Annotated in this window: 14 protein-coding genes; 2 read left to right on the plus strand and 12 right to left on the minus strand. The window is 69.5% G+C overall.

Annotated elements, in window-relative coordinates; all coding sequences use genetic code 11:
• Nucleotides 1-299 precede the first annotated feature (299 nt).
• Nucleotides 300-2,138: a hypothetical protein gene (locus tag LK09_RS16445; RefSeq protein ID WP_039401947.1), complete on the plus strand. Its 1,839-nt coding sequence runs from the start codon at nucleotides 300-302 to the stop codon at nucleotides 2,136-2,138.
• A 71-nt stretch (nucleotides 2,139-2,209) separates the two neighbouring features.
• Here the strand turns inward: LK09_RS16445 and LK09_RS16450 are convergent, their stop codons facing one another.
• The 5 genes from LK09_RS16450 to LK09_RS16470 are packed head-to-tail and all read right to left on the minus strand — an operon-like array spanning nucleotide 2,210 to nucleotide 9,286.
• The gene (locus LK09_RS16450) at nucleotides 2,210-2,968 is read right to left on the minus strand and encodes an SDR family NAD(P)-dependent oxidoreductase (RefSeq protein WP_039401949.1); all 759 of its coding nucleotides are present in this window, start codon (nucleotides 2,966-2,968) and stop codon (nucleotides 2,210-2,212) included.
• Complete coding sequence (locus LK09_RS16455) at nucleotides 2,958-4,214, minus strand: ATP-NAD kinase family protein (RefSeq protein WP_052226909.1); 1,257 nt, start codon at nucleotides 4,212-4,214, stop codon at nucleotides 2,958-2,960. The genes LK09_RS16450 and LK09_RS16455 overlap by 11 nt, the downstream gene beginning before the upstream one ends.
• A 4-nt stretch (nucleotides 4,215-4,218) precedes the next feature.
• Nucleotides 4,219-5,841 carry an aminomethyl-transferring glycine dehydrogenase subunit GcvPB gene (gene gcvPB, locus LK09_RS16460; RefSeq protein WP_052226910.1) on the minus strand — a complete coding sequence of 541 codons (1,623 nt, stop codon included), beginning with the start codon at nucleotides 5,839-5,841 and terminating at the stop codon, nucleotides 4,219-4,221.
• Nucleotides 5,838-7,217: an aminomethyl-transferring glycine dehydrogenase subunit GcvPA gene (gcvPA, locus tag LK09_RS16465; RefSeq protein ID WP_039401952.1), complete on the minus strand. Its 1,380-nt coding sequence runs from the start codon at nucleotides 7,215-7,217 to the stop codon at nucleotides 5,838-5,840. The genes gcvPB and gcvPA overlap by 4 nt, the downstream gene beginning before the upstream one ends.
• 8 nt (nucleotides 7,218-7,225) lie before the next feature.
• Nucleotides 7,226-9,286: a beta-galactosidase gene (locus LK09_RS16470; RefSeq protein WP_052226911.1), complete on the minus strand. Its 2,061-nt coding sequence runs from the start codon at nucleotides 9,284-9,286 to the stop codon at nucleotides 7,226-7,228.
• A 139-nt stretch (nucleotides 9,287-9,425) separates the two neighbouring features.
• Between LK09_RS16470 and LK09_RS16475 the strand changes: the two genes are divergently transcribed.
• Nucleotides 9,426-10,082 (plus strand): GntR family transcriptional regulator, encoded by a 657-nt coding sequence (locus LK09_RS16475; protein ID WP_039401954.1) that lies wholly within the window; start codon nucleotides 9,426-9,428, stop codon nucleotides 10,080-10,082.
• A gap of 11 nt (nucleotides 10,083-10,093) precedes the next feature.
• On the opposite strand, the gene LK09_RS16480 is transcribed toward LK09_RS16475, so the two are convergent.
• The 7 genes from LK09_RS16480 to LK09_RS16510 all read right to left on the minus strand — a co-directional run bounded on the left by LK09_RS16480 (nucleotide 10,094) and on the right by LK09_RS16510 (nucleotide 18,127).
• Complete coding sequence (locus LK09_RS16480) at nucleotides 10,094-11,752, minus strand: amylo-alpha-1,6-glucosidase (protein WP_052226912.1); 1,659 nt, start codon at nucleotides 11,750-11,752, stop codon at nucleotides 10,094-10,096.
• Nucleotides 11,749-12,669, minus strand: coding sequence for a carbohydrate ABC transporter permease (locus LK09_RS16485; protein WP_082008336.1), 921 nt, complete (start codon nucleotides 12,667-12,669; stop codon nucleotides 11,749-11,751). Before LK09_RS16485 ends, LK09_RS16480 begins: the two co-directional genes overlap by 4 nt.
• On the minus strand, nucleotides 12,666-13,634 hold the full coding sequence (locus LK09_RS16490) for a carbohydrate ABC transporter permease (RefSeq protein WP_039401957.1): 969 nt from the start codon (nucleotides 13,632-13,634) through the stop codon (nucleotides 12,666-12,668). Before LK09_RS16490 ends, LK09_RS16485 begins: the two co-directional genes overlap by 4 nt.
• 2 nt (nucleotides 13,635-13,636) lie before the next feature.
• Nucleotides 13,637-14,938 (minus strand): ABC transporter substrate-binding protein, encoded by a 1,302-nt coding sequence (locus tag LK09_RS16495; RefSeq protein WP_052226913.1) that lies wholly within the window; start codon nucleotides 14,936-14,938, stop codon nucleotides 13,637-13,639.
• 113 nt (nucleotides 14,939-15,051) lie between these two features.
• The gene (locus LK09_RS16500) at nucleotides 15,052-15,882 is read right to left on the minus strand and encodes a carbohydrate ABC transporter permease (protein WP_039401959.1); all 831 of its coding nucleotides are present in this window, start codon (nucleotides 15,880-15,882) and stop codon (nucleotides 15,052-15,054) included.
• Nucleotides 15,879-16,820: a carbohydrate ABC transporter permease gene (locus LK09_RS16505; RefSeq protein WP_039401962.1), complete on the minus strand. Its 942-nt coding sequence runs from the start codon at nucleotides 16,818-16,820 to the stop codon at nucleotides 15,879-15,881. Before LK09_RS16505 ends, LK09_RS16500 begins: the two co-directional genes overlap by 4 nt.
• Nucleotides 16,817-18,127 carry an ABC transporter substrate-binding protein gene (locus tag LK09_RS16510; protein WP_052226914.1) on the minus strand — a complete coding sequence of 437 codons (1,311 nt, stop codon included), beginning with the start codon at nucleotides 18,125-18,127 and terminating at the stop codon, nucleotides 16,817-16,819. Before LK09_RS16510 ends, LK09_RS16505 begins: the two co-directional genes overlap by 4 nt.
• Nucleotides 18,128-18,227: the final 100 nt, after the last annotated feature.

The raw sequence follows: 18,227 nt of genomic DNA on the forward strand, positions 1-18,227 counted from the left end.
AGATTACGCGCCGTAGCCAATGTTGTGGGGGCGTTGGTCACCGGCGGAACACTCGATCCCCGGACCCGCAACCCACCCGTCGCGTCGCCCCTCGGACCGTCCGCCGAGACTGGGGAATGACACGTGTCCGGGCACATTCGGTTCGTCCACCACACGGGAACACGGCTTCCATGCGCGGAGGCAGTCCCCGCGCACTCGCTCGCGCTCCGCGCCGCTCTCCGGCCGTCGTATCCGATCGCCGGCTACGCGAAAACGGCCGGCACGAAGGGCGCATCGCGCCCGGAGAGTGAGTCTGAGAGATGTTCCAGCGCTCTGAGAAGCCAGGCCGCCACAGGGGCCGCCTGGCGATAGCCCTCGCTGCGGCGTTCGCCGTCGCCGTCATCACCCCCGCTGTCGCGCAGGCCAACCTGACCGGCAGCACCTTCGAGGGCAATGACGGCAACATGGTGGTCGACACCAGCGGCCACCACGACTGGGCGAACGTCAGCCCGAACACGGGCACCGACATCGCGAGCGGCAAGACCGACAACTCGTTCGGCCAAGGCACCAAGGAGGACAGCGCCACACCGACCGTCGTCACGGGGTCCATTCCCCCCAACAAGAACGACCTCACCCGCTTCTACGAGTCGTCGGAGCAGGTCGCCAGCGGCGACATCTACCTGTATCTCGCGTGGGAGCGGCTGGTGAACATCGGCAACGCGAACCTCGACTTCGAGATCAACCAGATGACGAGCCCCGGATTCACCGGTGCGCCCGGCGCGTCGACGATCACCCGCACCGCGGGAGACCTGCTGATCAACTACGACTTCGGCGGAAGCGGAACCCCGACCCTCGGCTACAGCAAGTGGCTGACCGCGGCGGCCGGCAACACGGCCTCCCAGTGCAACGCGAGCTCGACGCTGCCGTGTTGGGGTCTGCACACGACGTTCAACTCGACCGTCGCCGAGGGGGCCGTCAACACCGGCTCGATCGCGGAGTCGATCGCGGGAGGAACGCTGGGCACCGGTCTGTTCGGTGAGGCGGCGATCAACCTCACGGCGGCCGGCGTCTTCCAGCAGGGCGTCTGCGAGGCCTTCGGTTCGGCGTTCATCAAGAGCCGCTCGTCGAGCTCGTTCACTGCGGAGCTGAAGGACTTCATCGCCCCGATCCCGGTGAGCATCTCCAACTGCGGCACCATCACCGTCAAGAAGGTCGTGACGAATGCACCGGCGGGCGACTCCACGTCGTTCGGCTACACCACCACCGGCACAGGCCTGTCGAACTTCTCCCTCACCGGAGGAGGGAAGAAGGTGTTCACTCCGCTCGGCCAGGGTGCGTACTCGGTCTCCGAGAACACCGTCACCGCGACCGGATGGAGCTTCGTGAGCGTCTCCTGCAAGGACGATACGACGAGTTCGTCCGTCGGCACCGTCACCGGGCAGAAGGTCGACATCACGTTGAGTCCCGGACAGGACGTGACCTGCACCTACACCAACCACTACACGAACAGTCCGACGATCGCGACGACTCTGTCGGACACGTCGATCACCGTGGGTGGTTCGGTGCACGACTCGTCGGCGCTCACCGGGGCGTCTGCGGGCGCCACGGGGACGGTGACGTACACCGTCTACACGGACGACAAGTGCACGGTCAAGGCCACGCCGTCCGACGGCGGAACGAAGACGCTGAACGCGGACGGCACCGTGCCCGATTCGGACGCGCTGACCTTCAACACGCCCGGCGACTACTACTGGCAGGCGGTGTACACGTCCGGTGACGGCAACAACAACAACGCCACCAGCACCTGCACCGACGAGCACCTGGTCGTCAACAAGGCGCAGCCGACCGTGGCAACGGCGCAGAACCTCATCCCGAACGACACGATGACCGTCAGCGGAGGCTTCGGCACGCCCGGAGGCACCGTGGACTTCATGCTGTTCTCCCCGAGTGACCCGACCTGCTCGGGTACGCCTGCGTACAAGGAGCTGGGAGTCGCCGTCTCGGGCGGCAGCGCCAGCACCACCAACACCGGGGCCGGGGCCTTCATCGCCAGCGATGCGGGCACCTGGAACTGGAAGTCCGTCTACAGCGGAGACTCCAACAACAAGGGCGCCACGTCCGCCTGCGGCGTGGAGCACTTCACGATCGTCAACAAGTGAGGAGCTGACGAGCTGAACCACGAACGAAGGCCGGCACGGGGCCCCGTGCCGGCCTTCGTTCGTGTCCTGCCTCAGGCGATGCCGCCGCCGTCCACCACGAGGGCGGAGCCGGTCACGTACGACGAGTCGTCGCTGGCCAGCCAGACGACCGCCGCGGCGATCTCGGACGGCTGCCCCATCCGGTTCAGCGGGCGCTCGGCGGCCTCGGCGAGGAATCCGGCCTGGTCCTGGCCGAGCTGACGGGCTTCGTCGCGCAGCATCCCGGTGTCGACGTCGCCGGGGTTGACGGAGTTGACGCGGATGCCCTGCGGGCCGTGGTCGATCGCCAGCGCCCGGGTCATGTTCACGACCGCGCCCTTGGACGCGCAGTACGAGATCGCCTGCCCGCCGCCCTTCAGGCCCCAGCCGGAGCCGGTGTTCACGATCGACCCGCCGCCGGCGGCGGCCATGATCGGCACGACGTGCTTGCACATCAGGAAGATGGCACGCACGTTGACGCCGAACACGCGATCCCACTCCTCGACGCTCGTCTCGACGGCTGTCGTGCGGCGGATGATGCCCGCGTTGTTGAACACGACGTCGATGCCGCCGAGCTCCTGCTGCGCGGTGGCGACGACGCGCTCGATGTCGGGTTCGCTGGAGACGTCCGCCGCGATCGCCACGGCGGTGCCGCCCGCGGCGCGGATCTCGTCGGCGACGGCCTGCGCGGCATCCGCGTTCAGGTCGACGACGGCGACCGATGCCCCCTCCGCGGCGAATGCGAGCGACGTGGCGCGGCCGATGCCGCCCGCGCCGCCGGTGACGATGGCCTTCTTGCCTTCAAGACGCATGGCGTCCTCCTTCTTGTTCGGGAAGTCGTTGGTGTTCGAGTTCGGGTGCGTGGACAGGGTAGAAGCTGGATGCCCCGGGGCCGGTGACCACGCGGACGAAGCCGGTGAGGGAGGCATCCACCGCGGCGTCGCCGGTGTCGACGAGAAGTGGGGCGCCGTGCAGTTCGATGAGCTTGGCCTCCGGCGCCACCACCAGCAAAGGTCCGGTGCCGTCGGGACCGTCGCCGATCGCGCGCAGCACGCGCGCGGAGAGCTGCTGGTTGCCGCGGCCGAGGAGGAACCCCTGCCCGCCGATGACGGTGACGACCGCCTGCGCGGGCCCGCGGGCGATCTCGTCGAGAAGCTCCTGTTCGCTCGCGGCGCGGCGCACGAGTGCCCCGTCGAGCAGCACGTCGACCCCGAGCGGGCTGCCATCCAGGCCGAGCGCCCGCGCCGCCTCGGCCATCGTGCCGCCCGGGCCGAGCAGGTAGCGCACCCCGGGCCGGAACAGCGCGACCGCCCCGCGGGCTGCCGCCGCGACGGCATCCCGCTCCGAGGTCGGCGTGGGGGCCTTGCGCGCCTGCGTGCGCCCCGGGCTGAACGGCACGGCGAGCATTCCGAAGAGGCGAGGCTCGACCCGGGCGCGGCGCAGGGCCTCCTCGTCGATGTCGAGGACCTCGCGCTGCTGCACCGGCAGGGTTCCGGACAACCAGGACGCCGCCAGGCCGCCCGCCGCCCGCGGACTGACGGCGAACACGGGCGAGTACATCTTGACCCCGGCCGGGACACCGAGCGCCGCCGGGGCCTCCGTTTCGTCTCGGGCGCGCTCCGCGCGGCCTCGCGGGGCGACCGGTGGTTGTTCCGCATCCGGTCGTTGAGCGAGCGGAGCGAGACGAAACGCGTCAAGCCCAGCCGCCACGTCGCGGGCCGTGCCGTCGCCGCCGGCGAACAGGACGAGGGTCGCTCCCGCCTCGGCGAGCGCACGTGCGGCGGCGGACGTGTCGGCGGGAGTCGTCTTCGCCCCCGGCGTGTACACGACGCGGGGCTCGAGGCCCGCGGCCCGCACGGCATCCTCCCCCATCGTTCCCGCCGCGGTCAGCACCACGGTGCCGGCCGTCAGCGCCTCGAGGGCCGCAGCCGCACGGGACGCCGCCCGGGCGGTCGACCCGCGGGACGCCGCCGCGCGCTGCACGTCGGCCCCGTCGGAGCCGGCGAGCCCCGCAGGGCCGCCGACCCCGGCGACCGGGTTGACGAGGAGTCCGAGCATCCGGCTAGGCTGCCGCCCCGGCGAGCGCGGGCGCGGGCGCGGGCGCGGCGAAGTCGACGGGCGTCTCGCCGAAGTACTTGCGGCGGTACGCGCGCCAGGTCACCGCCCACCGCTCCGGGTCGTCGAGATCGTCGTGGTGGGTGTGGTGCACGGTCTGGTTGTGCGGGGCGGTGCGCACCAGCTCGGGGTTCTCCCGGGCCTCCTGCGCCACCTGCGCGAGCGCCGCGACGTACTCGTCGATCTCCGCCTTCGAGTAGCACTCGGTGGGCTCCAGCGTGAACGGCTGGGGCACGACGTAGGGGTGGTGGCTGGTCCAGTAGTGGAAGCCGTAGTCGGCCATCCGGATGCCGATCTCCTCTGACGTGATGCCGGTGTCCTCGAACAGTTCCTGCCACGAGTAGCGCACCTGCTCGATGCGCCGGCGGCCGGTCGCGTACGGCGCGGAGGCCCCGGGGATCTCGAGCACCTTCTTCAGCAGGTAGTTGTTGTTGAGCACCGCGATCTGCGAGGCGGCGAGCATCCCCTCGGCACCGAGCGCCATGATCCACGCGTAGGCGCGGACGACGTGCAGCACGACGCCGTGCGCCGGCGCGACGTGACCGATCGACAGCTCACCGGGCTCGCGCACGACGTATTCGTCGCCCACCCGCTCGACCCGCGGGCCGGGCAGGAACGGCGCTAGCGCGGCGCTGACGGCGTTGGCCGCCGCCCCCGGACCGCCGGAGCCGTGCGGGGCGGAGAACGTCTTGTGCAGGTTGAACTGGCACACGTCGAAGCCGGCGTCGCGGGCCCGGGTGATGCCGAGGATGCCGGCCGCGTTGGCCTGGTCGTAGGACGCCAGCGCCCCGACGGCGTGGGCGGCATCCACCCATTCCTTGATGGCGGGGTTGTAGATGCCGGTGTCTTCCGGGTTCGTCACCATGATCGCGGCGGTGCGCTCGGACAGCGCGGCCTTGAGGGCGCCCAGGTCCGGGTAGCCGTCGGCGTCCGGGTAGACCGTGACGACCTTGTAGCCGGCGACCTTCGCGGCGGCGGCGTTGGACGGGTGGCTGAAGATCGTGGTGATGACCTCGTCGCGCTGGTCCGCCTCGCCGCGGGAGGCGTGGTAGGCGCGGATCATCGCGATGTTCGTCCAGATGCCGGCGGATCCGCCCGGGGAGGCCAGCGACACGGCATCCATCCCGGAGATCTCCGCCATGAGGCCCTCGAGCCGCCAGATCATCTCCAGCGCGCCCTGTGTGTCGGCCGGGTCCTGCGCGGGGTGCAGCGCGCGCAGCTGCGGCACCTCGATGAGCTGGTCGTTGATCTTCGGCGAGTACTTGATGGTGCAGGTGCCCTGGCCGATGTCGACGTTCAGGTCGGAGCCCAGGTTCTCCTGCGACAGGCGCAGGTAGTGCTTGAGCACGCGCATCTGCGCGATCTCCGGAAGCGCGGGCGGCGCGGCGCGGCGCATGCCCTCGGGCAGGCCCGCCAGGACGTCGCCGACGGCCTCGCGCACGGCCGGCTCGACGGGCGTGATCGCGATGCCGCGCTCCCCCGGCGTGGACAGTTCGAAGACGATGGGCTCGTCCCAGCTGGCCTGGTGGAACCGGCGCGGGCTGGTCTTGGGTGCGACGGGGAGGGTCATGCGGCCTGCTCCTTGGTGGTGTCGATCGCTGCCGCGATCGCGGCAGCGAGGCGGTCGATGTCGGATGCGGAGGTGGCGTCGGTCACGCACACCAGCAGCATGTGCTCGGAGACGACGACGCCCGGCTCGATGCCCTGGGCGCGCAGGGTCGTGACGAGGTCGGCGGCGCGGATGCCGGAGAGCCGCACGGTGAACTCGCGCAGGTGCAGCGCGTCGTCGCCGAGGCTCACGCCGGGGATCTGCGACAGCACGTGCTGCGCGTAGCGGGTGCGGGCCAGCAGCAGCTCGCCGAGCTCGGCCATCCCGGCCGGACCCATGAGCGACAGGTAGACGCCGGTCGCGATGCCCCACAGGGCCGCGGCGGTGCCGACCCACTCCTTGCCCTCCTCGCGCAGCGCGAACGAGGTGCGCTCGTAGGCGACGTCGCCGAAGCCGTACTCGCCGGGCACGTGGGTGGACTCGAGTCCGAACAGGCGCGAGGGCATCTCCATCACGAACTTCGGATCGTCGTGCACCGCGATGAAGCCCGCGTGCGCGCCGCCGAACCACTGGTGCAGGCCGAGGGACTGGATGTCGCCGGTGACGATGTCGGCGCCCTGCACGGCCGGCGGGGTCAGCACCCCGTAGCCGATCGGGTCGGTGCCGACCACCACGACGGCACCGGCTGCGTGGGCGGCGTCGGCGATGGCGCGCAGCTGCGTCTCCACCGCTCCGGTGAAGCTCGGCGTCTCGACCCAGACCGCGGCGACGTCGTCGCCGAGGCGAGCACGCAGGCCGTCGAGGTCGGCGGTGCCGCCCGTCGTCGGCACGACCTCGATCTGCAGCTGCGCGCGGGTGTAGTCGCGCACCTTGGAATCCTTCTCGGGGAGCACGTCGCTGACCGCGAGCACGCGGCGACGCCCGGTCATCCGGCCCGCCATCGCGAGGCCCGTCGCGGTGGCCTGGTAGCCGTCGTACGTGGGCACGTTGACGACGTCCATCGCCAGCAGCTCCGCCATGAGCGACTGGTATTCGAAGAGGGCCTGGAACCGGCCGTGGTCTTCGTAGGGCTCGCCGGCGTAGGCGGTGAGGAACTCGCTGCGGCGGATCACCTCGTCGACGACCGCGGGCACGTAGTGGTTGTAGGTGCCGGCCCCCAGGAAGCTCAGTCGCTCCTCGGTGGTGCGGTTCTTCGCCAGGATGCCGCGCACGTGGCGGGCGAGGTCCTGTTCGGCCGGCAGCGGCTCGGGGACGTCGAGGGCGCGCTGCAGGCGCAGCTCGGCGGGGACGTCGGCGTAGAACTCCTCCACGCTTGCCGCATCCACGGCGTCGAGCATCGCCTGCTTCACGGCGGGGGCCGTGTTGGGGATGTAGGGGTGGACGAACGTTTCGGTCACGGCATCCTTCAATCGGTGGTGGTGGTCAGGGTGAGGAACGGGACGGCCCCGGCGCGGGGCGAGGCGAGCACGGCCGCGCCGTAGCGGGGCAGCGTCAGGGTGTCGGCGACCGTCTGCCCGGTGAGCAGGTCGCGGGCGCCGGCGGGCACGTCGACGGTGAGCGGGTCGCGCCCGTGGTTGAGGACGAACGTGTAGTCGGTGTCGGCGTCGGCGCGGGTCACGACGTCCAGGTGCACGTCGACCTGGTCGCGGGCCGGGATGCCGGCGCGGGTCAGCACGTCGCGGAACACGGCGGTCAGACCCTCGTCGTCGAGCACGCAGCTGACGTACCAGGCCGATCCCTTCCCCGCTGCCCGCACGGTCACCGCGGGGTGCCCGTCGAGTTCGCCGGAGCCGTAGCGGGCACGCACCTCGACGTCGGCATCCTCCTCGATCCACTCGCTCCACACGACGTTCGCGAAGGTGCCGGCGGCCGTCTCGACCCGCTCGGTGTCGTCGTCTCGCAGCGGCCACTGCTCGTCGACCTCGATGCCGAGGAGTTCCCGGAACGGGCCGGGGGCGCCGCCGTCGAACACCTTCTCGGTGGCGTCCACGACGCCCGAGAACGGACCCACGACGACCGTGCCGCCCGCCTCGGAGAACGCGGTGAGGGCGGCGGACTGCGCGGCATCCGCGATGTAGAGGTTCGGCGCGACGACGACGTCGTACCCGTCGAAGGGGCCGGTCGCGCGCACCGCGTCGACGGGCTGGCCGAGCAGGTACAGGGCGCGCTGCCACGCCCGGGCCTGCTGCGCCCACTGGAGGCGCTGCGACGGGAGCGATTCGATCGCGCTCGAGCCCCACCAGGAGTCCCAGTCCACGACCAGCGCCACGCGCGAGCGCACGCGGCTGCCGCGCACCGGCTCCAGGCGCTGCAGTTCCAGGCCGAGGGCCTTGGTCTCGCGGTACGACCGCGACTTCTCGCCCCGATGGCCGAGCATCGACGAGTGGAACTTCTCCTGGCCGTACTTCGCCTGGCGCCACTGGAAGAACATCACGCCGTCCGAGCCGTGAGCGACCGCCTGCAGGCTCTCCACCCGGATCCTGCCGGGCGCCTTGGGGACGTTGACGTCGCGCCAGCTGGTCGCGCTCGCGGACGATTCCAGCAGCAGCCACGGCTGCCCGTCCTTCAGCGAGCGCATGAGGCCGTAGTTGAGGGATGCCCCGACGTGCGAGATCGGGTCGGCCGGCTCCGGGTAGGCGTCGTCGGTGACGAGGTCCTCGACCTCGGCGAAGCGCCAGTAGTCGAGGTCGCGGAACATGCTCATGAAGTTGGTGGTGACGGCGATGTCGGGGGTGACCTCGCGCAGCACGTCGATCTCGAGCTGGAAGAGCTCGAGCATCGCGTCGGACGAGAACCGCTCGAAGTCCAGCAGCTGGGTCGGGTTGCCGGGTCCGGGCGCCTTCTTCGGCGTCTCGATGTGGTCCCACGCCGTGTAGCGCTGGCCCCACACGTTCACGCCCCACGCCTCGTTGAGGCCGTCGAGAGTGCCGTAGCGGTTCTGCAGCCAGCGCCGGAAGTGCCGGGCCGACTCCGGGCACCAGCAGCGGGACACGTGGTCGCCGTATTCGTTGGAGATGTGCCAGAGCGCGAGGCCCGGGTGGTTCCCGTAGCGCTCGGCCATGGCCCGTGCCATGCGGGCGACGTTCTCGCGCCACACCGGCGAGCTCGGGCAGTACACCTGGCGGGAGCCGAACTCGAGGAGGTGCCCCTCGGCATCCATCGGGCGCATCTCGGGGTGCGCGCGAAGCAGCCACGAGGGCGGGGTCGCGGTGGCGGTCGCGAGGTCGATCGCGATGCCGTTCTCCCACAGCAGATCGAGGATGCGGTCGAGCCACGCCCAGTCGTAGACGCCGGGCTGCGGCTCCAGCTGCGGCCAGCTGAAGATCGGAAGGCTCACGATGTTGACGCCGGCCTCGCGCATGAGGCGCACGTCCTCGCGCCAGACGTCCTCCGACCACTGGTCGGGGTTGTAGTCGCCTCCGTAGGCGAGGGCATCCAGCCGCAGAGCGCGCGGGGTGGTGGCCACGGCGTCTCCTCTCTGAGTCACTTCCGTCCAGGTACTGGACGGCGTCTACTGTCCAATGTATTCTGTATACAGTAAGCGTAAGGCCGAAGCCGAATCCGGTCAAGCCCTAAGCTGACGACACCACGAAGGAAGACGGCCGATGGCGATCGAACGGAAGAACCTGCGCTCCCAGGTGCGCGACGAGCTGCTCACGCGGATGCGCGCGGGCGACGTCCAGCCCGGGGAGGGCATCAACGAAGTGCAGCTCGCCGCCGAGCTGGGCGTCAGTCGCACGCCCCTGCGCGAGGCGCTCATCGCCCTGGAGAGCGAGGGGCAGATCGAGAGCCAGAACGGCAAGGGATTCCGGTTCGTGCCGCTGTCCAAGAGCGAGTTCGAAGAGCTCGCGCCGATCCTGGCGGCCCTCGAGGCCCTGGCCCTGCGGCTCAGCCCCGCCGACGAGCTGATCGCGATCGGTGAGCGCCTCGTCGCGCTCTCGGCCGCCTTCCGCGACGAGGTGGTCGAGCACGGCCTCGTCATCACGAAGGACGAGGAGTGGCATGGCCTCATGGTCTCGGGCTGCCCCAACCGGCGCCTGGTCGCGATGATCGGAGCCACCCGCGACGCCTTCCATCGGTACGAGTCGCTGCTCGTGCCGAGCGACGTCATGGTCGAGCGCGTCGCCGCCGAGCACGCCGAGATCGCCCGCGCCCTCGCCGCCGGCGACGTGGATGGCGCGATCGTCGCGCTCGAGGCCAACTGGATGCACGGCATGCGCCGCATCCTCGACAACACGACCAGCGCGTACTTCACTTACTGAGGCGCGACGCCTCAGCGCGAGAGCCGCACGGCGAGGTCGACGAAGAGCGCCGCCGACCAGCCGAAGGCGGTCGTCGCGGTGGGGGCCTTCTGGCCCGTGAGCGGGTTGAAGTACTCGTGCGGTCCGCCCCCGTGGATGACGAGCGCGACGGTGCGCTCGCGGAGCTCCCGCGCCCGATCCGGATGCCCGGAGTTCTCCAGCCCCTCGGCAACGAGCGTGTTGGTGTTGATCCACACCGGCCCGCGCCACATCCGCGTCGCCGAGAAGTCGGGGTCGGATGCCGCGACCGTCGGCAGTCCCCACGGGGTGCCGTACCGCTGCGGGTCGTCCATCGCCGCGACGAGGGCATCGACGACCGGCTCCGGGAGCGCCCCGGTGAGCAGCGGCATGAGCCCGGTGATCGCGTCGGAGGCCACCGGCTCGCCCGCCGCACGCGCGAGGAACACCCCGCGGTCGGCATCCCACAGGTCCAGCAGCTTCCCGAGCGTCCGTGCGGCGCGATCGCGGTGGATGCCGGCATCCAGGTCCTCGTCCTCGTCGGCGAACCGGGCGAGTTCGAGGTCCTGCAGCACGAGGTAGGCGCCGAGGTCGGGGGCCGTCGTCGGCAGCGGGCCGTCGAAGATCGGGCTGTCGTCGAGACCGGACGAGTACGGATGCGCGTACTCCGGCATCCCGTCGCCGTCGAGGTCGGAACAGGCGAACCACCAGTCCTGCGAGCGGCGGATCGTGGCGAGCTGCCGCCGGGCCCAGTCGCGGATCTCGGCGGTCGCCGGCGCCGCCTCGAGCACCCGGCGCAGGGCCCACGCCGACAGCGGGGGCTTCGTGAGCGGAACGGGGGCGTTCGGATCGGCGATGGCCGATCCGGCACGCCGCAGACGGTCGCGGTCGGCCGCCGGCAGGTCGTCGCTGGAGGCGAGGACGCCCTCTTCGTGTACGACGTCGGGCAGCTGTCCGGCGGGCGTCGGAAAGCGGAAGGCGAGATCCAGCTGCTCGCGGGCGAGCTCCGGGTCGCCGTGGCTGAGGCCGATCGCGATGAAGTAGGCGTCCCACTGCCAGAGGCCGACATACCCGATCTTCGACGGGACGACCGGCCGCGCTCCCTGCAGGGCGGGCAGGCTCACGATGTTGGCGCCGAGCACCCACCAGCAGAACGCGGTCATCGCCTGCAGGTCCTCGCGCACGAGCGGGCACTTCGCGAACCAGTCCTGCCAGATCCGCGCGGACCGGGCGGCGGCATCCGCATGCGCGTCGGATGCCGCGACCGTCACTGCGCGGTCGGCCGAGACGGCGAACCGCAGCGCGGGGTCGAGGGCGCGAAGGTGTGCGCGCCCGTCGGGCGTCGTCCATTCGGCCGACCAGCCGGGCTCGGGCGCCCCGAGGGAGAGCGCGCCGATCCCGTCGAACACCAGGGTCGCCGCTCCCCCGCCGAATTCGACCTCGTGGGGCAGCACACGCGTGATGGGCAGCGCCGTTCCGGCGGCATCCCGGATGACCAGGGCGTCCAGCACCCGGCACTCGTCGAGCTGCTTCTCGTACTCGGCGGTGTGCACGCGCACGCCGTCGCCGTTCTCGGCGCGGAACACCAGGAGGCGCGACGAGGGCAGCGTGAAGGGGGCGCGCACGAGGTCGAGGTGACCGCCGGTGAGCGCGGCGAGGTCGCCCGGGGTCATCGGCCACCCAGCCCGGATGCCGCCATGGAGCTGATGATCTTGCGCTGCCCGATGATGAAGACGATCAGCATCGGGATCGTGGAGATCGCGGAGGCGGCCATCACGAGGCCGTAGTTGACCGAGCCGAACTGGCTCTGGAAGCTCTGCAGCAGGAGCGGCACGGTGAACAGATCGGGCGTGTTCAGCAGGATCAGCGGGAACAGGAACGCGTTCCAGACGTTGATCGCGGTGATGATGCTGAGGGCGGCGATGCCGGGCTTCAGGTTCGGCAGCACGACGCTCCAGAAGATGCGGAAGCGTCCCGCGCCGTCCATGAGGGCGGCCTCTTCGAGCTCCTTCGGCACGGCGAGCACGAACTGGCGCATGAGGAACACCGCGAACGGGTTCGCCAGCAGCGCCGGGACGATGAGCGAGAGGTGCGAGTCGACCCAGCCGAGCTTCGACATCAGCAGGTAGAACGGGATGAGCGTCACCTGGGCGGGGATCATCTGCGTCGCGAGGAACACGATGAACATGACCCGTGCGCCGCGGAACTTGATGCGGGCGAACGCGTACCCGGCCATGGATGCCGTGATGATCGTGCCGATGACCACCAGCACCCCGATGTAGAAGCTGTTGAAGTACGCCTGCGCGAACGGGACCGCGTTCCACGCGTCGATGTAGTTCTGGAACGTGAAGGGCCGGGGCAGGAATGACAGCGGCTGCTTCAGCAGCTGCGGCAGCGTCTTGAACGACGTCAGGATCATCCAGACGAAGGGGAAGACGAACAGGAGCCCGGCGAGCACCAGCACGACGTGCAGCGCGGTCGCGCCGGCGCGGCGCTTCCCCTTGCCGCCGCCGGGCCGGGGCTTGTGACCGGGCGCGGTGATCGCGACCGTCGACTGGGTGGCGGGGGCGGGAGGTGTCAAAGTGCTCATGCCGGGTCGTCCTCGTAGTGCACGAACTTCTTCTGGGCGCCGAACTGGATCGCGGTGATGATCAGCGTCAGGATCAGCAGGATGATGGATGCCGCGCTCGACGGCCCGAACTCGAACCGGGTGAAGCCGAGATCGAAGATGTGGTACACGATCGTGCGCGTGGCGTTGTCGGGTCCGGCATCCTTCACGAGCACGTAGACCGTGTCGAAGGTCTGCAGTGACGAGATGAACGCGATCACCGACGAGAAGAACACGATCGGCGACAGCAGCGGGAGCCGGATGCTCCAGAACAGTCGTGTCGCGCCCGCCCCGTCGATGCGGGCCGCCTCGATCACGGACGGTGAGATGTTCTGCAGGCCGGCCAGGAAGATCACCACGTTCAGGCCGAGCGAGGACCAGATGGTGACGATGCACACGGCGAGCAGGGCCAGGTGCGGGTCCTGCAGCCAGTCCGGCGGGGTGACGTGGAAGACCTTGGAGATCACCGTCGAGAGCACCCCGTCGGACCGGAACATCTGCTGCCAGATCATCGCGACCGCGACCGTCGAGGTGACCACCGGCGCGAAGAACAGCACCAGGTAGAGGGTGCGGGTCTTCAGCTTCTCCAGCGCGACGGCGATGACCACCGCCAGGCCCAGGCCGATCGGGACCGTGATCAGGGCGATGATCAGGGTGTTCAGGATCGACCGCCACAGCAGTCCGTCCTGGAACTCCTTGGTGAAGTTCTCGAATCCGACCCAGGTGAAGGCGCCGAGGCCGTCCCACTGGCCGAACGCGAGCACGAGGCTCGCCGCGAACGGGATGACGACGAACAGCGTCATGCCGATCAGCTGCGGAGCGACGAAGGCGTAGCCCCAGCGCCGGTCACGACGACGCCACGCCGACTCCTTGCGTGTCCCTCTCGGGCCGTGGGGTGCTGCAAGCTCCTCCTGCAGCACCCGCTCGCCCGCGGCGATCCCGCTCATGCTTACTGGCCGGTCTTGCTCTTGATCAGAGCGGCGCTCTGATCGAGGGTGTCCTTGGCCGTGGACTGGCCCTGGTAGAGCTTCAGGTACAGGTCGCTGATGTCGGTCGACAGGTTCGGCACGCGCGCCTCGGTCGCGTAGTCCTCGAAGCCGATGTTGCGCATCTCGAGGAACGTCTTGGCGTGGGCCGGGTAGTTGTCTTCGAGGACGACCTTGTCGGCGCCCTTGATCGACGGCACGGCGTTGCCCGCGCCCTGCAGTCGGAAGGTCTGGCCCTGCGCGCTCAGGAACTCGGTCCAGAAGGTGAATGCGGCGCCCTTGGCCTTCGTCTGCTTGTTGATCGCGAGGTACGAGGTCGCCACGCCGGTCGGGGCGGCCTTGCCGTCGGGGGTCGGCCACGGCGCGATGTCGTACGCCTTCGGGTCGCCGGACTGCTGGGCGGTCGCGATGCCGTAGCGGCCCTCGACGTAGAAGCCCGTCTTGTGGGTCGCGAACAGGCTGTCGGCGCCGGCGCCCTCGGGCAGCGTGTCGGCGGCGATGAACTTCTTGGCCTGGAAGTAGGTGCCCAGCTGGTCGACCGCGGCGACGGTCTTCGGGTCGGTGTCGCCGACGAACTTTCCGTTCGAGTCGTAGGCGGTGCCGCCCTGCGACGAGATCCAGCTGTAGTGGGTCGACCAGTAGTTCCAGAAGATCGAGCCGGTCAGGCCCGCGGCCTTCAGCTTGTCGTTCATGTCGAGGTAGGTGGCGGTGGTCCACTTGCCCTCGGCGGCGAGCGTGGCGGGGTCCTGCGTGATGCCGGCCTTCTTCAGCGCGATCTTGTCGTACCAGAGGACGTCGGGGTTGGAGTCGTTCGGGGCGGCGTAGTACTTGCCGTCCTTGACCGCCGCGCCGAACAGGCCCGGGTAGAAGTCGGCGACCTTCGACTGGCTCGCGCTGGAGTTCATGAGCGTGGTCATGTCCATCAGGCGGCCGGAGTCGACGAACTGGCCGATCTTGTCGTCGCCGACGTAGAAGACGTCGGGCGCCGTGTTGCTGGCCAGCTGCGCGAGGAGCTTCGAGTGGTAGTCGCTGTAGGACGCCACGGGCTGCAGCTTGACGGTGATGTCGGGGTGCTTCTTCATGAAGGCCGCGTCGAACTTCTTGTAGATGGCGAGTTCGTCGGCGGAGCCCCACGTGGAGAACACGATCGTCTTGGAGCTGTCACCGCCCCCGCTGCCGCCGCTGCAGGCACCCAGGCCCACGGTCAGGGCGGCGGTGGCGGCGATCACGACGCCCGCCTTCAGGAAGGTTTTCGAGTTCGGCATGCCAGGCTCCTCTTTCGGGTGAACGGCTCTGTCCAGGACCCGTGCGATTCGGGTAACAGTATTTTGTATACAGAACACACTCGATGTCAAGGGGGCGTGACCAACTCGTGACCTCAGCCCTTCACGGCACCGCCCAGCAGCCCCGCGACGAACTGGCGCTGGAAGACCAGGAACAGCACGAACAGCGGCAGCGTGGCCAGGAGCGACCCGAGCATCAGCCCTGAGTAGTCGACGTGGGTGGCTCCGACCATCGTGTTCAGGGCCACCGGCACCGTGTACTTGTCCTCCGTGTTCAGCATGAGCAGCGGCCAGATGAAGGAGTTCCACTGGCTGATGAACGTGTAGATGACCAGGGCCGCGATCTGCGGCCGCGCCACCGGCAGCACGATCCGGTAGAAGGTGCGCAGTTCGCTCGCCCCGTCGATCCGGGCCGCCTCGACCAGGGTCGTCGGGAAGTCCTGGAACCCCTGCCGCATGAGGAAGATGCCGAAGGCGTTGGCCAGGAACGGGACGATCAGCGCCTGGTACGTGTCGATCCATCCGGCGTTCGCCATCATCTGGAACAGCGGGACGAGCAGCACCTGCATCGGGATCATCATCGTGACGAGGATGACCCCCAGCAGCGCGCCGCTGCCGCGGAACCGGTAGGTCGCGAGCCCGTACCCGCACATGATGCTCACGATCGAGCTGAACACCGTGTAGACGACGGCGACGCCCAGGCTGTTGAGCATCACCTGACCGAAGTTCGTCGATTCCTGCAGGCGCGCGAGGTTGGTCCAGAACTCGCCGCCGGGCAGGATCGGCAGCGGCGTCGCGAACAGGTCGGCGGTCTTGTGCGTCGAGGCGATCACCATCCACAGGAACGGGATGAGCGCCAGCACGCTGGCGACGACGAGCACGAGGTAGACCGGCGACTGCAGGACGAGCCGGCGCGCGGTGGTCATGACTTCTCCCTCATCAGGCGGAACTGCACGAACGAGATGACGGCCGTCAGGGCGACGAGCATCCAGGCGATGGCCGAGGCGTATCCGGAGTCGAACTGCTGGAAGCCGACCTTGTAGAGGTAGAGCACCGGCGTCAGGGTCGCGTTGTTGGGTCCTCCCCCGGTGAGCACGAAGTTCTCGTCGAACAGCTGCAGCGCCCCGATCGTGGACGTCACGGTGGTGAAGATCAGCACGGGCCGCAGCTGCGGGACCACGATGTGCCGGAACGTCTGCCACCGGCCCGCCCCGTCGATGCGGGCGGCCTCGTAGAGCTCGGCGGGGATGGCCTGCAGCCCCGCGAGGATGATCACCATGTTGTAGCCGGTCCAGCGCCACGTGATCGCCCCGATCAGCGCGACGCGCGCCCACCACTCGTTGTTCAGCCAGTCCACGGGGGCAGCGCCCAGCAGCCCGAGGAGCTGATTGATCGCACCGCCGTCGGTCGCGAGCATCACCCGGAACACGACGGCGTAGGCGACGAGCGTGGTGATCGCCGGGAGGAAGGTCATCAGCCGGAACCCGCCCTTGAATCGCAGCCAGGCCTGGTTGAGCAGGTACGCGAGCCCGACCGCGAGGCCGATCATCAGGGGCACCTGCACCACCAGGATCAGCCCCGCATTGAGGAGGCTCTGCCCGACGAGCGGGTCGGCGAACAACCGGGCGTACTGCGCGAAGCCGACGAACGTGGTGGTCCCGCCGCTCGTCGAGAAGAAGCTCTGCAGCAGCGAGACCGCCAGCGGGTAGGCGAAGAAGATCGCGAGCAGCGCCGCGGCAGGAAGGGCGAACCAGAGTCCGGGGCGTTCGCGACGTCGCGCGAAACGCCCTCGCCGCGAGGGCCGCGGGGCCGCAGGGCCGCGACGGGTGACGTCACGGCCCTGCTCGGTCAGGAGGGCTGTCATCCGGCGATCTTCCGGCCGGTCGCGGTGGCGATCTGCTGGGCCGCCGAGTCCAGGGCCGCCTTCGGGTCCTGCCCGTTGAGCACGGCCGCCTGCACCGCGTTCGCGACGATGTCGCTCGCCTTGGCGTAGTCCGACGTGAAGCTGATCGGCTTGATCTGCGGGGTGAGCTCGGCGAACGTCTGGTACACCTTCTGGCCGCCGAAGTACTCCTGGGGCTGCGCGAAGTACGGGGTCTTCAACGCCGGCAGGTACGCCGGGAACAGCCCCTCGTCCTTCATCATGGATGCCTGGTTCTGCTTGTCCGCCAGCACGGACGTCAGGAACGCGGCGGCCAGCTGGGGGTTCTTGGCCTGGGCCGGGATCGCGAGGCCCGATCCCCCGCTGTTCGAGGTCGGCGCGCTGCTCGCGTCGACCAGCGGCAGCGGCACCACGGCGTACGCGCCCGAGTGCTCGGCCGCCTCGCGGGTGAGCGTGCCCGTCCACCACACGGCGTTCGGCGTCGTGGCGGAATCGCCCTTCTTCGCGGAGCTGACCTCGGCATCCCAGCCCTTGACGTTCTTGATCAGGCCGTCCTTGTTCATCGTCTGGATGAGCGTGAGGACCTTGACCGCCTCGGGCGAGTTGACGGTGATCTCGCCGGCGGCGTTGAACACGCCCTCGCCGTTCTGCTGCAGCATCATCGTGAACGGGCCGCCGGCGGAGAGGTCCGACGACAGCAGGGTGTGTCCCGTCTTCGCCTTGATGGTCCTGCCCGCGGCGACGAGGTCGTCCCACGTCTTCGCGGCGGCGATGTCCACGCCGGCCTGCTTCGCGTAGTCCGTCCGGTAGTAGAGCGCGACGGTGCCCGAATCCCACGGCGCCACGCGCAGATGACCGCCCTTGTCGTTGCCGGCCGCCCACTTGAACGGGTCGAAGTCGGCCTTCTGCGCACCCATCACCGGGTTCAGGTCGACGAAGCCCTTCGGGAACTGCGTGATGTAGCCCTGGTTGTGGTCGGTCTCCATCGTGATGAGGTCAGGCAGGCCGGTGCCGGCCTGCAGCCCGACCGAGATCTTGTCGTAGGCGTTGTCGTACCCGATGTCGACCACGTCGATCTTCGTGCCCGCGTGCGCGGCCTCGTACTGCTTCGCGAGCCGCTTCAGCGCGGTCGCGGCGACGTCCCACGACCACACCGTGATGGAGCCCGACGCCTTCGCGGTCGGCGCGAGGCTCTGCGCCGCGGGTGCACCGCCGCCGAAGGCGCACCCGGTCAGGGCGACGGCGATCGCAGCCGTCGTGGCGGCGAGCAGGAGGGGACGATTTCTCATGGGAGGTCTCCGATCGTGGAACGACATCGTTCTCAGGTATTCTGTATACAAAACACTGAACACGTCAAGCAATCGACCTCTCCGCGGCGGGCCGCCCCGG

Source organism: Microbacterium mangrovi (assembly GCF_000802305.1).
GTDB classification, from domain to species: Bacteria; Actinomycetota; Actinomycetes; order Actinomycetales; family Microbacteriaceae; genus Microbacterium; species Microbacterium mangrovi.